The organism is Caldimonas sp. KR1-144 (assembly GCF_049446155.1).
Classification (GTDB): Bacteria; Pseudomonadota; Gammaproteobacteria; order Burkholderiales; family Burkholderiaceae_C; genus Rivibacter.
This window is the reverse complement of sequence record NZ_JBMSEE010000006.1, coordinates 139390-155679: the sequence shown is the minus strand read 5'-3', so window position 1 is coordinate 155679 and position 16290 is coordinate 139390. Positions and strand designations below refer to the sequence as shown.

Genomic DNA, 16290 nt, shown 5'->3' with positions numbered 1-16290 from the left:
CTCGGACGCGCCGATGCACTCGCCGGCTTGACGCCGCGGACCTCACCCCTGCGGCGTCGGACCGAGCCGCAGGCGCACGTAGCGCCCGACGAGCACGGCGGCCGGATACATGACCTCTTCCTCGATGCGCGCGTGCGCCATGAGCCGGCGCCCGAACTCGACGATCTCCTCCCTGCCGGCCCGCGTGGCGGCCTCATGCAGCCGCTGGAGCGCGCCGACGATGGCTTGGTGCTCCTGCAACATGGCAGGCAAGTCGGCCTCGAGACGGTCGGTCAACGTCAGAACCTCGGCCATGGCCGCGCTCACCTCGCCGCGCGCCAGCGACGCCAGCAGCCCCAGCGGGGGCAGCGCAATCTGGTCTTCCTTGACGAAGTGCGGGTGCATCAGCCGCGCCAGCGCACTCGCCGCCTCGCCGACCTCGCCGCCGGCCTGCGTGGCGCGGCGCAGTTCCTCGTGCAGTGACTCGTGCTCCCGCTGCAAGGAGGTGGGAATGACAAAGCCCATGGCGTGATCCTCAGTGGTGATGACCGGGCGCCGTCGCCGGCGCCTCGGGGGCGAGCGTCTCGGCCGCGCCGTACAGACGCTCGGCGTAGTGCACGAACTCGACGTAGGCACTCGAGTGGGCACGGCCGGCTTCCACATCGTTGGGTTCGTACCTCTTCGTCGCCATGACCTGCGCGAAATGCTCGCGCAGCCCCCTCTCGGCCCGCTCGGAGATGGTCGTCGCGAGCCCTTGAAGCCTGCCGGCCTCGATGGCCTTGTCGGCCGCTGCCACCGGCGGCTCGACCGCGCCGGCAGGCTTGAGGCCCGTGTACGGCGCGCCCTCGCCGGCGCGGTGGATCCTGACCAGCACAGCCAAGGCGCGAACGGCGGTCCTCATGATGCGTCTCCTTCCTTCGTGGGTCGAACGCACAGAGCACGCTGCATCTTGGAGCGCGGCGGTCGGCCCGACTTGATTCATCGCAAGGGAGCGCCCCACCAGGTACCGCGCGTGGCGCGCGGTGGGCGGCCTCGACAAGCCTCATCGATCAGCGCCACCCCCGACCAGCGACAACGCCTCCACCCTCTCGCCCATCACCCCTCGCATCGTCTCCACAAACCGGCGCAACTTCGCCGGATAGAACCGCGCATGCGGATACACCAGGTACACCGGCAGGGGCGCCGGCTGCCAGTCGGGCACCAGGTGCAGCAGCCGCCCCTGCGCCAGGTCTTCCCTCACCAGCCAAGTCGAGATGAGGCACGCGCCCTGCCCCATCGTGGCCGCGCTGCGCAACGCGTAGAGGCTGTCGGTGCTCATGCGCGGGCGGATCGCCACGCGGTGGGATTCGCCGCCTTTCGCATGCGTCAGCAGCACCTCGGTGCGGTAGAAGGTTCGCAGCGCCAGCCAGGGCAGCTCGGCCAGCTCCGCAGCCTGCGCGGGCACGCTTCGGCCCGACAGCACCGAAGGCGCCGCCACCACGATGCGCGGTACTTCGGAGAGCTTGACCGCCACCACCGACGGGTCGGTCACCTCGCCCACCTGGATCGCGCAGTCGATGCCGTCGGAGATGAAGTCGGGCCGCCGGTCATTGAGCAGCCAGTCGATCTGCACGCGCGGATAGGCCCGCAGGTAATCCGCCATCGGCCCCACCAGCAGGTGCTGACCCAGCGCATGCGGCACCACCACGCGCAGCGTGCCCTCGGGCTCATCGCCGGCGCCGCGCAGGTCGGCCTCGAAGGCGGCCCAACTGGCGAGCAGCTCCTTGGCGCGCGCGTAGCAGCGCTCGCCGTCCTCGGTGAGCTGCATCGAATGCGTCGACCGGCGCAGCAGCCGCAGGCCGAGCGATCGCTCGAGCGCCTGCAGGCGTCGGCTCACGGTGGGCTGCGTCGCGCTCATCTGCTGCGCGGCCGCCGAGAGGCTGCCCGCCTCGACGATGTGCACGAAGGTCTGCATCAGCGCGACGCGGTCGAGCGCCGCGCTGGCGGCGGGCGCATGGGTGGCTGCAGGCGTGGCGTTCATCGGTCGGCGGCAGGGCGGTCGTTCCATGCGTTCATTTGGGCGCCTCATTTATGCACCCAGCGTATAGCCATTGTTCGCCCGGCGCTACTACCAAGCCGAATCTCCCAGGCACACACTCGCGGCCAAGCTTCAACACCAAGGGTTTACGCGATGTCCAACATTCAACCTGCGCATGACGCCGCGCCCGGCCGTGCGCTCTCCCGCCCGCTGATCCTGCTGCTCGCCGCGGGTGCCGGCTTCGCGGTCGCCGCGCTCTACTACAGCCAGCCGATGCTCGGCGTGCTGGGCGCGGACATCGGCGCCTCGGCGCGCAGCGTGGGTTTCGTGCCCACGCTCACGCAGCTCGGCTATGCGCTGGGCATTGCACTGCTCGCGCCTCTGGGCGACCGCATCGACCGGCGCCGCATCATCCTCGCCAAGGCGGCCGTGCTGTGCGCCGCGCTGCTGCTGGCCGGCGCCGCGCCGGGCATCGGCGTGCTGCTCGCGGCCAGTCTGGCGATCGGCGTGGCGGCGACGATGGCGCAAGACATCGTGCCGGCCGCCGCGACGCTGGCGCCCGAGGCCAGCCGGGGCAAGGTCGTCGGCACGGTGATGACAGGGCTCTTGCTGGGCATCTTGCTGTCGCGCGTGGCCAGCGGCTTCGTCGCCGAGCAGTTCGGCTGGCGCTGCGTGTTCGTCGCCGCGGCCGCCAGCATCGCGCTGATCGGCGCCGCCGCGTGGCGCGGGCTGCCGCGCTTTCGGCCCACCACGCAGCTGTCCTACGGCGCCTTGCTCGCCTCGCTCGGCCCGCTGTGGCGCCGGCATGCCGAGCTGCGCCGCGCGAGCCTGGCGCAAGGGCTGTTGGCGCTGGGCTTCAGCGCGTTCTGGTCGACGCTCGCGGTGATGCTGCACGGCGCGCCCTTCCACCTCGGCGCCGCGGCGGCGGGCGCGTTCGGCCTGGCCGGCGCGGCCGGCGCGCTGGCCGCGCCGCTGGCCGGCCGCCTGGCCGACCGCCGCGGGCCGCAGCTCGTCACGCGCCTGGCCGCCGGTCTCGCGGCGCTGTCGTTCGCGTCGATGGCGCTGGCGCCGCTGCTGCCCGCTTCGGCGCAGCTGGCGCTGCTGGTGGCCGGTGCGATCGGCTTCGACCTCGGCGTGCAGGCCGCGCTGGTCGCGCACCAGACCATCGTCTACGGGCTCGAGCCGGCCGCGCGCAGCCGGCTCAACGCGCTGCTGATGACCGGCACCTTCATCGGCATGGCGATCGGCTCGGCGCTCGGCGCGCTGCTGCTCGCGGCCTGGGGCTGGCTCGGCGTGCTGGCGCTCGCGACGCTGGCCTCGCTCGCGGCGCTGGCGGTGCGCCTGTGGCGCCCGCACTCGGCCGGCCACCGCGCGGCCGGCGCGCTGACGCCGCAGTAGCGCGCCCACGCCGGCTGGCGCACCATTCGCGCGTTGCGCCGCCCGTCGGCGGCGCCGAACGCGGCGAGGTCGAGATGCGAGCAGCCTGGTATTCGCGCAACGGCGAGGCCCGCGAGGTGCTGACGGTCGGCGAGCTGCCCACGCCCGTGCCGGGGCCCGGCGAGGTGCGCGTGCGGCTGGCGACCTCCGGCGTCAACCCGTCGGACGTCAAGGCGCGCCGCACGCGCCCGCTCGGCACCGACCTCGTGGTGCCGCACAGTGACGGCGCCGGCGTGATCGACGCGATCGGCCCCGGCGTCTCGCCGCACCGCATCGGCGAGCGCGTGTGGATCTGGAACGGCCAGTGGCAGCGGCCGATGGGCACCGCGGCCGAGTTCATCGCGCTGCCCGAGGCGCAGGCGGTGCCGCTGCCGGACGCGGTGGATTTCGCGGCCGGCGCCTGCCTGGGCATTCCGGCCCTGACCGCCTTCAACGCGGTGCGCCTGCTGAGCGACCTGCACGGCAAGACGGTGCTGGTGATCGGCGCGTCGTCGGCGGTGGGCCACTACGCGGCGCAGATCGCCGCGCTCGGCGGCGCGCGCGTGATCGGCACGGTGGGCTCGCTCGAGAAGGCCGCGCACGCGCGCGACGCCGGCGTCGAGGCCACCATCGACTACAAGCGCGAGCCGGTCGCGCAGCGCGTCAAGGAACTCACCCACGGCCAGGGCGTGGACGCGATCGTCGACATGGATTTCTCCACCACGAGCCAGCTGCTGTCGCAAGGCGTGCTGAAAGCCCACGGCACGCTGGTGAGCTACGGCTCCAATGCCTACGGCGACGCGCCGATCCCGTTTCGAGACCTGCTGTTCGGCTCGGTCACGCTGCACTTCTTCCTGGTCTACGACCTCACCGCGGCGCAGCGCCGGCTGGCGGTCGACGGCCTCACGCGGCTGATGAGCGCAGGCGAGATCGAGCACACGATCGGCGCGCGCTTCCCCCTCGACGAGATCGCCGCGGCGCACGAGGCGGTGGAGCGCGGCGGGCTGATCGGCAACGTGATCATCGATCTGGCGTAGCGCGCAGGCTCAGCCGCCCAGCCAGCGCCGCTGGCCCGCGAGGTCGCTCACCGCATCGAACGTGCCGCTGCCGGCCTGGCGCAGCACCTGCGGCCACAGCGCCTGCAGCAGCTCGGCGGTCGCGAAGGTGTCGGCCACGGCCTGATGGCGCTGCGCGCAGCGGATGCCCATGCGCTCCATCCATTCGTCGAGCGAGCGCTCGCGCGCCGCCGGGTCGAGCGCGAGCGCCAGGTCGGCCAGGTCGAGCCAGCGCGCGCGCCAGCGCCGGCCCAGCTCGGCGCGAAAGCCGCGCTCGATCAGCGTGCGGTCGAACACCGCGTGAAACGCCACCAGCGGCGCACCGGCCGCATAGCGCTCGAAGTCCTGCAGCGCCTGCGCCGGTCGGCTGCCGGCGCGCTGCGCGCCGACGCCGATGCCGTGCAGCAGGATGTTGGCCTTGTCGGTCGTCTCGACCGCCTGGCGCAGCACGGCCTCGAAGCTGTCTTGCACGTCGATGCGCGCCTGCCGCGCGTTCACGCGCAGACCGATGGCGGCGATCGCCAGCAGGCGGTCGCGCCGGGCATCGAGCCCGCTGGCCTCGACGTCGAGCACGACCCAGCGCTGCTCGTCGGCGCCGGCGCGCCGCTGCCAAGGCGGCCACCTCATCGCTCGTAGTCGAGCTCGAGCCGCTGCTGCAGGCGGTGCGCCACGCGCAGCGACTCCTTCAGCACGCGACGGTCGATGTCGTTGAGCGCGTCCACCGCCACCTCGTTGGGCGCGCTGCCGGCGGCCGCGTCGATCTGCGCGCGCAGGCGCAGCATCTGCAGGTACTCGAAGCCGCCGATCCAGCCCTCCAGCTCCTGCGCCGGCACGCCCAGCACGGGCCCGAGCGCCTCGAAGCGGCGCCGCGTGTTGGCGTGCACGATGCCGTGCGCGAGCGCGTAGACGCGCGCCGCGTCGACGAAGACCGCGGTCCCGTAGAGCTTGAGGTCGATGCGCTCGGCATCGAAGCCGCCGTACCAGTTCAGCGGCACGCGGCGCTCGAGCGCGTTGCCGGCCATCTGCTTCATGAAGCGCGGCAGCCGCGGCGCGTGGCGCGCGAGCAGCTCGCGCAGGCCGTCGGCCAGCGCCGCGCGGCCCGCGATCGGGCGCAGGTCGAAGTAGATGCTCGCGGCCAGCAGGTCCTTGGGCGCGCCGTGCTCCATCCAGTCGGTGAAGCGCACGGCCCATTCGGCGGGCGTGAGGCAGCACTCCGGGTTGCCGGCCATCACGTTGCCCTTGCACAGCGGGTAGCCGCAGCGGTCGAGCGCGTCGTTGACGCGGCGCGCGAAGGCCAGCCAGGCGGGACGGTCGCGCTGCGCGTCGTCGCTCTCGAACACCAGGCCGTTGTCCTGGTCGGTGGCGATGGTCTGTTCGCTGCGGCCCTCGGAGCCGAAGGCGAGCCAGCACGCGCGCCCCATGTCGACGCCGCACTCGGCCGCCAGCAGCGCGACCAGCCGCTCGGTCAGCGCGTCGTTGAGACGGCTCACCAGCTCGGTGAGCTGGCGCGCGCCGACGCCCTGGCCGAGCAGGCTGCGCGCGAAGCGGCGGATGTCGTCGGCCACGAAGGCCAGCGTGGCGACATCGCGCGCGCCGTGGATCGCGTTGCCGACCTGCTTGAGCGACAGGCGCTGCATCGCGAACAGGTCGCGCTCGGACACCAGGCCGACCACGCGGCCGCGCTCGGTGACCGGCACATGGCGTATGCCATGGCGCGACATCATCAGGGCCGCGTCCTGCGCACTCGCGTCGCATGCCAGCGTGTGCACCGGCGTGGTCATCACGGCCTCGATCGGCGTGGCCAGCGGCACCTGAGGCAGCGCGACGCGGCCCAGCACGTCGTGACGCGTGAAGATGCCGGCGACACTGCCGTCGGCGTCCTGCACGACGAGCGAGCCGATGCGCTGGGCCTGCATCAGCGCCAGCGCCTCGCCGACCGGGGTGGCCCGCGCAACGGTGACGGGCGGGCGGCGCAGGCATTCGCGCAGCGGCCGCTCGAGCGACTGCTCGGCCAGCGTTTGCGCCGAGTAGGCGACCTGCAGCGCCTGGCGCGAGTAGTCGAGCAGCTTCATCACGCGGCGGTTGAGGAAGTCGGCGAACGCCGGCTCGTGCGCGGCGACCTGGCGCACCGCCTCGGCCGGCACGCGCAGGCAGAAGCTGTCGCTGCGCGCCTCGTAGCGCGCGCTGACCGGCCGCTCGCCGAGCATCGCGCCGACCGGAAACAGGTCGCCGGCCTCGTACTCGAAGCCGGCCGCCGCCTCGACCTGCGCGCGCCGGCCGGAGATGGCGCCCTTGCGGATCACGAGCAGGTAGCCGATGGGCCCGTCCTCGGGCCCGAGCACGCGCTCGCCCGGCGCGAAATAGAGCTGCTCGGCGGCGCCGACGAGCGCGTCGACCGCATCCGGGTTCATCTGCGCGAAGGGCGGGTGCCGCCTGAGCTCGTCGCGCAACTGGGCGATCAGCGTCGAAGAAGCCACGGGCCCGAGTGTGGTCCGGCAAGCCGGCGCGGCCATCGGGACATCACCGAACCGGCACGCAGCTTGCCGCGTCATGGATACAGCCGGGCGGATCACGCCGCCTCCCCCTTTCAAAGGAGCTGGACCATGAAAGTCAGTGAAGCGATGACGCGCGACGTCTGCGTCGCGAGTCCCGACGACACCCTCGAGCAGGCCGCCTGCATGATGGCCGACCTGGACGCCGGCGTGCTGCCGATCGGCAGCAATGACCGCCTCGTCGGCATGCTGACCGACCGCGACATCGCGGTGCGCGGCGTGGCCCAGGGCAAGGGCCCGCAGACAACCGTCAAGGAGGTCATGAGCCCCGAGGTCAAGTACTGCTACGAGGACGACGACCTCGACGAGGTCGCCCAGAACATGGGCGATATCCGCGTTCGCCGCCTGCCGGTGCTCAACCGCGACAAGCGGCTGGTGGGCATCGTCTCGCTGGGCGACATCGCGACCCACCACAACGAACCGCAGGCCGGCCAGGCGCTCGGCGGCATCTCGCGCCCCGGCGGCCAGCACTCGCAACGCATGGACGCTTGAGATCCACACGCCAAGGAGAACGCCATGGCCCAACGTCAATCCCCCTCGGCCGGGCAACAACCTGCGCAGCAGCAACGCGGCGGCGGGCTCGCCACGCGCGGCAGCTACGGCCTCGGATGGCCGCAAGGCGGCCCGTTCGCGCTGCTGCACCAGCTCGACGAGGACATGAACCGCCTGTTCAACGAGTTCATGGGCGGGCGCGCCTGGGGCAGCGAGGGCGCTGCCGCCTGGATGCCGCAGATCGAGATGCACGAGCGCGAGGGCCGGCTGCACGTCTGCGCCGACCTGCCCGGCATGAGCAAGGACGACATCAAGGTCGACCTGTCCGACGGCCAGCTGACCATCCAGGGCGAGCGCCGCCAGGCGAGCAGCTCGGGCGAGGAGCGCGGCCACGGCTACTACCGCAGCGAACGCAGCTACGGCAGTTTCTACCGCAGCATCCCGCTGCCGGAGGGCGTCGATGTCGACAGCGCGCGCGCCTCGTTCCGCGACGGCGTGCTCGACGTGAGCTTCGACGCGCCTTCGCCGAAGGGCCGCGGGCGGCAGTTGACGATCGAGGACGAGTCGTCGTCACCGGCGCAGGGCGGCCCGACCGGGGGCGCGGGCGGCGCGTCTCGCTAGCTCAGGGCCGCTCGCCGGCCAGGCGCCGCAAGGCCTGGAACTCGGCCCTCGTGCGCGGCCCGTAGGTCGCGAACGAGGGCTTGGGATCGTTCGCGTACTCGGCACGCTGGCGCTGCACCGCGTCGCTCGCCAGGCGGCGCTGCAGCGGCACCGGGTCGATGCCGTAGACCCGCGCCGCGTTGAGGCCGAAGATCTTGCGCTTGATCTGCGGCGTGAGCGCCGGGTAGCCGTAGCGCTGCTGGAACTCGCGGCTGATCTGGAAGGCGCGAAAGGCCTGGATCTGGTCTTGCGGGCTGCCATACCAGACCGAATCGGTTCCCCACAGGATGCGGTCCTCGCCGAAGCTCAGCAGAAGCTTGCCCAGCAGGTGCGCGGCCTGGTCCGGGTCGCGCATCACGAAGCGCCAGGTGCTGCCGAGCTCGGCGTAGACGTTGTCCGGCTGGCCGGCCGCGCGCATCGAACGGATCAGCACGTCGACGCCGGCGCGCGCCTTGGGGTCGTAGGGCCCTTCCTTGGTGCCGGTGTCGAAGCCCGCGTGGTAGATCAGGAAGCTCATGTCGCGGTGCTTGCGCGCCGCCGGGCCCACGTCGTCGGCGAGCGAGAACTCGAAGCCGCGCGCACCGAAGGCCAGGCCCTTGTGCACCGCGATGCGCCTGACGCCAAGCCGGCGCGCCGCGTCGATGAATGGCGTGCCGTGGCGATCGTCGTCGAGCCGGAAGCCCGCGGCGCCGCCGGGCGGGCCGAACTGCGTGTAGGTCTTGAACGCCGCCACCGGGAATCGCTCGGCCTGCGCCGCCATGGCCTCGATCTCGCCGGCCAGCGTGGGCATGCAGCGCCCGTGCAGCAGCAGCCGCTCGCTGCCGTCGAGCGCGGCGGCGGCGCGCCGGGTGGCGGCCGCGGCCTCGAAGTCGAGCGGGTTGTCGTCCGCGCCGCCCGGCACGTGCGAGAGCACGCCGATCGCGGTGTCGCTGTCCATGAAAACGTCCTTCAGCAGCGCGCCGCTCGAGAAGCATTCGATGTGGTCGGCCTGGCCGCAGCCGCTGTTGGGCATGCCCTTGAACGCCTCGGGCGAGGCGCGCCGGCGCCATGCGCCTTGCGGGTTCACGTGGTGCAGTTGCACGTCGAAGATGAGCTCTTCGCCGCCGATCGCGGCCTGCGCCGCCGCGAGTTCGTAGGGCGCCTCGGGCGCGAGTTCGTAGGCGCCGCCGCGCCGGCCGGCCGCCGCGAAGCCGCGGTTGAAAGCGCCCAGCGTCGCGGCCGCGCCGAGCAGCGAGACCAGGTAGCGGCGCCGCGACATCCCAAGCCTGCGGCGCGCCTCCTCGACCGCCGACTGCGCCAGCGTGCGCGCGTGGCGCGCCGCGGCATCGAGCGGCACCGGCGCGAACTCGCCGTTCGACGTGGCATCGAGCTTGATCGGCAAGCGACCGGGCGGCAGATCGGGGTGGACCGGCATGGCGGGTCTCCTCTTGCGGCGCGAAGCGGCGAACGCGCACCTTACGTCGCCACGCCGGCGTTTGCCAAGCGAGGCGGCGCCGTCAGCGCGGCCGCTCGCCGGCCGCGAAACCGATCGCCTCGCGCCACCACGCGGCATCGACGCGATCGGGCCAGTCGTTGTGGCCGCTGTCCTCGATCACGAGCAGCCGCTTCGGCCCGCGCAACGCCTCGTGCAGCGCATGGCCGAAGCGCGTCGGCACGACGCGGTCGTGCTCGGTCACGACGATGGCGATGGGGCGCTGGAAGCCGGCCAGGTGCGGCGCGCTGTCGTAGCCGTCGCGCAGCAGCCACTCGACCGGCAGCCAGCGGTAGTGGTGCGCGGCAACGTGCGCGAGCCGGTCCCACGGTGTGATCAGCAGCAGGCCGGCCACGCCTTCGGTGTCTGCTTCGACCGCGGCGGCCGCGACGCCCGCCCCGAGCGATTCGCCGAGCACCACCAGCGGCGAACCGAACTGCCGCTGCGCGAGCGCAAGCGTGGCCCGCGCATCGGCAACCAGGCTGGCCTCGCCGAGCGCGCCGTCGCGCGGGCCGTAGCCGGGGTACTCGGCGAGGATCACGCGCCAGCCCAGCGGCAGCAGGGCCTGCGCATAGAACGCGCGATGCCCGGCATGGCCGGCATTGCCGTGGAAGACGATCACCGTGCCGCGCGCGGCGCCGGCCGGCTCGGCCAGCAGGCCGCGAAAGTCCGCGGCCGTCGGCCAGGCGCGCAGCGGTCCGTGCGCGAGCTGCTCGACGCTGGCGCGCTGCGGCAGGTAGAGCAGCCGCTGCTGCAGCAGGAAGACCGCCGCCACCAGCAGCAGGTAGCCGATCGCGATCCACAGCAGGGCTTTCATGGCGGGATCATCGCCGGCAAAGCTCCGCGCCGGCCCTCACCCCGCCCCTCTTCCGCACGCGGGAGATGGAGCAAGCCCCCTCGCTCCGCTTACGTGAACAGCACCCCCACGAGCCACAAGCTGATCACCGGGAAGAACAGCAACGCCATCACGCGCACGAAGTCGCTCACCAGGAAGGCCAGCACGCCGCGGTAGGTGTCGGACATCGGCACGTCCTTGGCGATGCTGTTGACGACGTAGACGTTGAGCCCCACCGGCGGCGCGATCAGACCGACCTCCACCACCATCAGCACCAGGATGCCGAACCAGATGGCCTTGGCCTCGGGCGCGAGGCCCCACAGCTCCAGGCCCATCACGGCCGGGAACAGCACGGGGATGGTGAGCAGGATCATCGACAGCTCGTCCATCACGCAGCCGAGGATCACGTAGAACACCAGCACCGCGGCGACGATGGCCAGCGGCGGAACCGCGAGGCCGCCGACCCAGCTCGCCAGCTGCGCCGGCATCTGCGTCAGCGCGAGCGCCGAGTTCATCATGTCGGCGCCGAGGAAGATCATGAACACCATCGCCGAGGTTTCGGCGGCGCCCAGGAAGCTGCGCTTGATGCCCTCGAGGCCGAGTTCGCGCTGCGCCAGGCCCGCGATCAGCGTGCCGATCGCGCCGACCGCCGCGCCCTCCGTGGGCGTGAACCAGCCGCCGTAGATGCCTCCGAACACGACGACGAAGATGGTGGCGATCGGCCACACGCCGTACAGCGCGTGAAGGCGCGCCGACCACGGCAGCGGCTCGCTGCGCGTGGCGAGCTCCGGGTGGCGGCGGCACACGAACCAGATCACCGCGATGTAGCCGGCCATCGCGAGCAGGCCCGGCACCAGCGCGGCGGCGAACAGCTTGGCGATGTTCTGCTCGGTGAGGATGGCGTAGACCACCAGCGGCACCGATGGCGGGATCAGGATGCCCAGCGTGCCGCCGGTGGCCAGCACCGCGGTCGACAGCCGCCCGTGGTAGCCGTGCGCCTTCATCTCGGGATAGGCCACCTGCGAGATCGTCGCCGAGGTCGCGACCGAGGAGCCGCACACCGCGCCGAAGGCCGCCGCCGCCAGCACCGCCGCCATGCCGAGGCCGCCTCGGATGTGGCCGACGAAGGCCGCCGCCGCCTTGAACAGCGCGCGGCTCAGGCCGCCTTGCGTGGCGAACTGGCCCATCAGCAGGAACAGCGGGATCACGCTGAGGTCGTAGACCGTCAGCCGCGCGACCGCCGAGCCCTTGAGCAGGTTCAGGAGCGCGATGTCGTTGGTCAGCGCCCAGTAGCCGAGCGCGCCGGGGATGAACATTGCCGCGGCGATCGGCACGCGCAGCGCCATCATCGCGAGCATCAGGGCGAACACGCCCAGACCGATGGTGGTCGCGCTCATCGGGCGTCTCCGTGCGGCAGCGACGGCAAGGCCGCATCGCCGGTCTGCGCGATCCGCCCCCGCCACAACGCAATGGCCTGCAGCAGCGCGATCAGGGCGGCGAGCGCGAGGCCGGGCGAGAGCACCGCGTAGGTGATCCACATCGGCAGGTCGAGGATCATCGTGGTCTCGCCGGCCTCGGCGACCGAGAACGCGCCGGCCGCGGCGCGCCACGACAGCAGGCCGCAAAACACCGCGACCAGCGCGGCGCCGAACGCGTCGAGCCGCTGGCGCGTGCGCGGCGATGCGTTCTGCGTGAAGAAGTCGACCAGGATGTTGGCGCCGTGCAGCTGGCACCACGGCAGGCACAGCGAGATCGCGAGCGCGATGCCGAACTGCGTGAGTTCGACGTCGCCGGCGATGGGCCGCGAGGCGAGGCTTCGGCCGAGGATGCTGGCGACGGTGAGCAGCGCGACCGCGCCGGCCACGAGGCCCGCGAGGATCGCGAACCACGCGGCCAGCTTGCGCAGGACGTTCATGGATTCGAAGCGAAGGTCAAACGAAAGCCGCCGCGGCGCGCGGGCGCTGCGGCGGCACAGGCGCCGTGCCGGCGACGGGAACTACTTCTTGTACTTGGCCAGCAGGTCGCGCGCGTCCTGCAGCATCTGCTTGCCGGGCAGGCCGGCCTTGTCCATCTGCGCGACCCACTCGTCGTACAGCGGCGCGCTGGCCTTGACCCACTGCTCGGTCTCGGCGGCCGGCAGCGTGTAGAAGGTGTTGCCGCGATCGACCGCCGGCTTGCGGCCGACCGCCTGGCTTTCGTCCCAGATCTTGCCGGCGCTGGCCGACAGGCCCGCGCCGCTGTTGCGGTCGATCACGGCCTTGAGGTCGGCCGGCAGGCTGGCGTACTTGGCCGGGTTCATCGCGAGGATGAACAGCGCGCTGTACATCGCGTTGTGCGCCTGGTCGGTCTCGGTGTGGAACTTGACCATCTCCTGCAGCTTGACCGAGGGGATCACCTCCCACGGCAGCAGGAAGCCGTCGATCACGCCCTTGCTCACCGCCTCGGGTACCGCCGGCAGCGGCATCGCGACCGGCGTCGCGCCCAGCGAGGCGAGCAGCTTGTTGGTCATGCGCGTGGGCGCGCGCAGCTTCAGGCCCTTGAGGTCGGCCAGCGTCTTGACCTGCTTGTCGCGCGTGTGGAGGTAGCCCTCGTCGTGCACGCTGAACATCAGCGGCTTGACGCTCGCGAACTCCTTCTGGCCGTACTTGCCGTAATAGTCCCAGGCGGCCTTGGCCGCGGCCTCGGCCGAGCTGGTCATGAAGGGCAGCTCGAAGACCTCCATCACCGGGAAGCGACCCGCGGTGTAGCCCGGCAGCGTGAACGCGATGTCGACAACGCCGTCCTTGGCCTGGTCGATCAGCTGCGCCGGCGTGCCGCCCAACTGCATGGTCGGGAAGATCTGGCACTTCATCCGGTTGTTGGACTCGGCGGCGATCTTGTCGCACCACGGCTGCAGGATGCGCGTGGGCGGCATCGCGGCCGGGTTCCAGAAGTGATGCACCTTGAGCGTTACTTCCTGCGCCTGCGCGCCCGCGGTGGCAAATGCCGCGGCGAGCAGCGCGGCGGTGGCGAGCGCGGCGCGGGTCGCGCGCGAGCGGCGGGTTGAAAGCATGGTGGGGTCTCCGCTATGGCGCGCTGCGGCGCCTGAATGTGCAAACGATGATGACAAGCCGGCTCGAACGGGCGAACCGGGTTTGTACGAACGAAGAATCATTGTTCGCGCACAGAACCGTTGGTTTGTGCGATTGGCGTTCAGCCGCCCGGCCTCGCCGGCCGGATCTCGCCGCAGCACGCCCCGAAGCCGATGCGCCGCGCGCCGGGCCGCATCGCATGCGCTTCGAGCCAGAGTTCGTCGCCGTCTTCGAGGAAGTGCCGCTCGCTGCCGTCGGGCAGCCGGAGCGCCTCGCGCCCGCCCGCGCTCAGTTCGAGCAGCGAGCCGCCCTGTCCCGGCTGCGGCCCCGACTGTGTGCCGGTGCCGAGCAGGTCGCCCGGCTGCAGGTTGCAGCCGTTGCTCGCGTGGTGGGTGGCCATCTGCGCGAGGGTCCAGTAGGCCGCTTCGCGGAAGTTGGAGCGCGAGATCACGGCCGGCGCTTCGCCGCGCTCGCGCATCGCTGCCGTGCGCAGCCGTGCCGACAGCGCGATGTCGAACGCGCCTTGCGCGCGGTTGTCGGCCGAGTCGAGGTAGGGCAGCGGATGCGGATCGCCGGCGGGCCGCTCGAAGGCACAGCGAAACGGCGCCAGCGCCTCCATCGTCACCAGCCACGGCGAGATCGTGGTCGCGAAGTTCTTCGACAGGAAAGGGCCCAGCGGCTGGTACTCCCAGGGCTGGATGTCGCGCGCCGACCAGTCGTTGAGCAGCACGACGCCGGCCAGCGCGTCCTCGGCCTGCGCCATCGACAGCGGCTCGCCGAGTGCGTTGCCCTGCGCGATCACGACGCCGAGCTCGAGTTCGAAGTCCAGGCGCGCACTCGGCGCGAAGCGCGGCGTCTCGTCGCTCGGGCCTTTGAGCTGGCCCCAGGGCCGCACGACCGGTGTACCGCTCGCGACGATCGACGACGCGCGGCCGTGGTAGCCGATCGGCACCCACTGGTAGTTCGGCAGCAGCGGGTTGTCGGGTCGAAACAGCTTGCCGACCGCGGTGGCGTGATGGATGCCGGTATAGAAGTCGGTGTAGTTGCGGATCTCGCACGGCAGGCCGAGCTCGATGTCGGCCTGCGCGACGAGGCAGGCGCCGAGCGCGGCCTGCTGCTCGCTGCCTGCCGCGAGCGCGCGCGACAGCGCGCGGCGCACGGCGCGGCGCGCGTCGCCGCCTTCGGCCAGGAGGCGGTTCAAGTCGCCGGCAGCCAGCGGCTCGAGCCAGGCCTGCACGCGCGGCTCCCAGCGCCCGCGCTCACGCGCCAGCGCGAGGTCGAGCACCTGGTCGCCGATCGCGATGCCGATGCGCCACGGCTCCTTCGCTGCGGCGCGCCGGAAGCGGCCGAACGGCAGGTTCTGGATCGGAAAGTCGCTGGCCGGATCGTTGGCCGACGCGACCCAGCTTTCGAGACCGGCATCGTGGGTCTCGTCGAGGATGGCGCTGGCAATCATGGCTTGAACCCGTCGGCAAGACCGGCCCAGCACTCGGCATAGGCCGCATCGATCGCGCCGCCCTCCATGGCCCACGCGGTCGGATGGAAACGCCAGCGGCTTTCGAACATGAAGGCCAGCGTGTCGTCGAGCTTTTGCGGCGCGAGCTCGGCGCCGGTGGCCTTGGCGAAGGCCTCGGTGTCCGGGCCGTGCGGGACCATGCAGTTGTGCAGGCTCATGCCGCCGGGCTTGAAGCCCTCGGGCTTGGCGTCGTACTGGCCGTGCACCAGGCCCATGAACTCGCTCATCACGTTGCGGTGGTACCAGGGCGGACGGAAGGTGTCTTCGGCGACCAGCCAGCGCGGCGGAAAGATCACGAAGTCGCAGTTCGCGGTGCCCGGCGTGTCCGACGGCGAGGTCAGCACCGTGAAGATCGACGGATCGGGATGGTCGAAGCTGATCGAGCCGATGGTGTTGAAGCGCGCGGTGTCGTACTTCAGCGGCACCAGGTTGCCGTGCCACGCGACGACGTTGAACGGCGTGTGATCCTGGCGCGCGCCCCACAGCGCGCCGCCGTACTTCTTGACGATCTCGTAGTCGCCGGCCTCGCTTTCGAAGGCCGCCACCGGAGCGAGGAAGTCGCGCGCGTTCGCCAGGCCGTTGGAGCCGATCGGCCCCAGCTCGGGCAGCCGGAACGGCGCACCGTAGTTCTCGCACACGTAGGCGCGCGTGGGGCCGTCGACGGCGACCTTGAAGGCCATGCCGCGCGGCAGCAGCGCGACCTCGCCCGGCGAGACCTCGAGCACGCCGAGCTCGGTGGTGATCACGAGCCGGCCCTGCTGCGCGACGACGAGCATCTCGCCGTCGGCGTTGACGAAGGCGCGCCGCGTCATCGAGCGGTTGGCGAGCACGAGGTGCACGGCGATGCCGGTCTGCGCGTCGGCGTCGCCGTTGACGACCACGGTGCGCAGGCCGTCGACGAAGTCCAGCGGCTCGTTTTCCGGCACCGGCAGTGGATGCCAGCGCAGCGGGTCGGGCGGCGCGGCGACGCCGTCCTTCGCGCCGGTCTTGAGCCAGGGCTGGGCGCAAGGCGCGAACGCGCCGGTCACGACCGAGGGCTGGCGGCGGTAGAGCCAGGTGCGGCGGTTCTCGGCGCGCGGCGCGGTGAAGGCCGTGCCGGACAGCAGCTCGGCGTAGAGGCCGTGCGCGACGCGCTGCGGGCTGTTGCGGCCGATCGGCAGCGCGCCTTCAACCGCCTCGCTGGCGAACTCGTTGCCGAAGCCGGACTGGTAGCGAAGCGTCATCGT

Annotated in this window: 16 protein-coding genes; 4 read left to right on the top strand and 12 right to left on the bottom strand. The window is 71.9% G+C overall.

The features are described from left to right. Positions 1–42: 42 nt before the first annotated feature. The 3 genes from ACO2TI_RS15485 to ACO2TI_RS15475 all read right to left on the bottom strand — a co-directional run bounded on the left by ACO2TI_RS15485 (position 43) and on the right by ACO2TI_RS15475 (position 1999). Positions 43–504 carry a hemerythrin domain-containing protein gene (locus ACO2TI_RS15485; RefSeq protein WP_423285674.1) on the bottom strand — a complete coding sequence of 154 codons (462 nt, stop codon included), beginning with the start codon at positions 502–504 and terminating at the stop codon, positions 43–45. A gap of 10 nt (positions 505–514) precedes the next feature. Next, on the bottom strand, positions 515–880 hold the full coding sequence (locus ACO2TI_RS15480) for a DUF6448 family protein (protein ID WP_423285672.1): 366 nt from the start codon (positions 878–880) through the stop codon (positions 515–517). Positions 881–1021: 141 nt separating this feature from the next. Next, complete coding sequence (locus tag ACO2TI_RS15475) at positions 1022–1999, bottom strand: LysR family transcriptional regulator (RefSeq protein ID WP_423285670.1); 978 nt, start codon at positions 1997–1999, stop codon at positions 1022–1024. A gap of 150 nt (positions 2000–2149) precedes the next feature. On the opposite strand from ACO2TI_RS15475, the gene ACO2TI_RS15470 reads away from it, so the two are divergent. After that, positions 2150–3394 (top strand): MFS transporter, encoded by a 1245-nt coding sequence (locus ACO2TI_RS15470; protein ID WP_423285668.1) that lies wholly within the window; start codon positions 2150–2152, stop codon positions 3392–3394. Positions 3395–3468: 74 nt separating this feature from the next. Continuing rightward, the gene (locus ACO2TI_RS15465; protein ID WP_423285666.1) at positions 3469–4449 is read left to right on the top strand and encodes an NADPH:quinone reductase; all 981 of its coding nucleotides are present in this window, start codon (positions 3469–3471) and stop codon (positions 4447–4449) included. 9 nt (positions 4450–4458) lie between these two features. On the opposite strand, the gene ACO2TI_RS15460 is transcribed toward ACO2TI_RS15465, so the two are convergent. Together ACO2TI_RS15460 and ACO2TI_RS15455 are read right to left on the bottom strand one after the other, a co-directional pair. Next, a complete protein-coding gene (locus tag ACO2TI_RS15460) occupies positions 4459–5094 on the bottom strand; it encodes a 3'-5' exonuclease (RefSeq protein ID WP_423285664.1) in 636 nt (211 codons plus the stop codon). Then, positions 5091–6944 (bottom strand): DUF294 nucleotidyltransferase-like domain-containing protein, encoded by a 1854-nt coding sequence (locus ACO2TI_RS15455; RefSeq protein ID WP_423285662.1) that lies wholly within the window; start codon positions 6942–6944, stop codon positions 5091–5093. Before ACO2TI_RS15455 ends, ACO2TI_RS15460 begins: the two co-directional genes overlap by 4 nt. 126 nt (positions 6945–7070) lie before the next feature. Here ACO2TI_RS15455 and ACO2TI_RS15450 point away from each other — a divergent pair, with 126 nt between their 5' ends. Both ACO2TI_RS15450 and ACO2TI_RS15445 read left to right on the top strand, forming a co-directional pair. Then, complete coding sequence (locus tag ACO2TI_RS15450) at positions 7071–7511, top strand: CBS domain-containing protein (RefSeq protein WP_423285660.1); 441 nt, start codon at positions 7071–7073, stop codon at positions 7509–7511. A gap of 24 nt (positions 7512–7535) precedes the next feature. Next, a complete protein-coding gene (locus ACO2TI_RS15445; protein WP_423285658.1) occupies positions 7536–8132 on the top strand; it encodes an Hsp20/alpha crystallin family protein in 597 nt (198 codons plus the stop codon). Position 8133: 1 nt separating this feature from the next. On the opposite strand, the gene ACO2TI_RS15440 is transcribed toward ACO2TI_RS15445, so the two are convergent. From ACO2TI_RS15440 to hmgA, 7 genes are all read right to left on the bottom strand, one after another. Continuing rightward, positions 8134–9585: an amidohydrolase family protein gene (locus tag ACO2TI_RS15440; protein ID WP_423285656.1), complete on the bottom strand. Its 1452-nt coding sequence runs from the start codon at positions 9583–9585 to the stop codon at positions 8134–8136. Positions 9586–9667: 82 nt separating this feature from the next. Continuing rightward, positions 9668–10459 (bottom strand): alpha/beta hydrolase, encoded by a 792-nt coding sequence (locus tag ACO2TI_RS15435; protein WP_423285654.1) that lies wholly within the window; start codon positions 10457–10459, stop codon positions 9668–9670. Between the two features lie 89 nt (positions 10460–10548). After that, on the bottom strand, positions 10549–11874 hold the full coding sequence (locus tag ACO2TI_RS15430) for a TRAP transporter large permease (RefSeq protein ID WP_423285653.1): 1326 nt from the start codon (positions 11872–11874) through the stop codon (positions 10549–10551). Beyond that, positions 11871–12392: a TRAP transporter small permease gene (locus ACO2TI_RS15425; RefSeq protein WP_423285651.1), complete on the bottom strand. Its 522-nt coding sequence runs from the start codon at positions 12390–12392 to the stop codon at positions 11871–11873. Before ACO2TI_RS15425 ends, ACO2TI_RS15430 begins: the two co-directional genes overlap by 4 nt. A gap of 81 nt (positions 12393–12473) precedes the next feature. Then, a complete protein-coding gene (locus ACO2TI_RS15420; protein WP_423285650.1) occupies positions 12474–13529 on the bottom strand; it encodes a TRAP transporter substrate-binding protein in 1056 nt (351 codons plus the stop codon). Positions 13530–13669: 140 nt separating this feature from the next. Then, positions 13670–15004: a fumarylacetoacetase gene (gene fahA, locus ACO2TI_RS15415; RefSeq protein ID WP_423285648.1), complete on the bottom strand. Its 1335-nt coding sequence runs from the start codon at positions 15002–15004 to the stop codon at positions 13670–13672. Beyond that, positions 15001–16287 (bottom strand): homogentisate 1,2-dioxygenase, encoded by a 1287-nt coding sequence (hmgA, locus tag ACO2TI_RS15410; protein ID WP_423285647.1) that lies wholly within the window; start codon positions 16285–16287, stop codon positions 15001–15003. The genes fahA and hmgA overlap by 4 nt, the downstream gene beginning before the upstream one ends. Between the last annotated feature and the right edge of the window lie 3 nt (positions 16288–16290).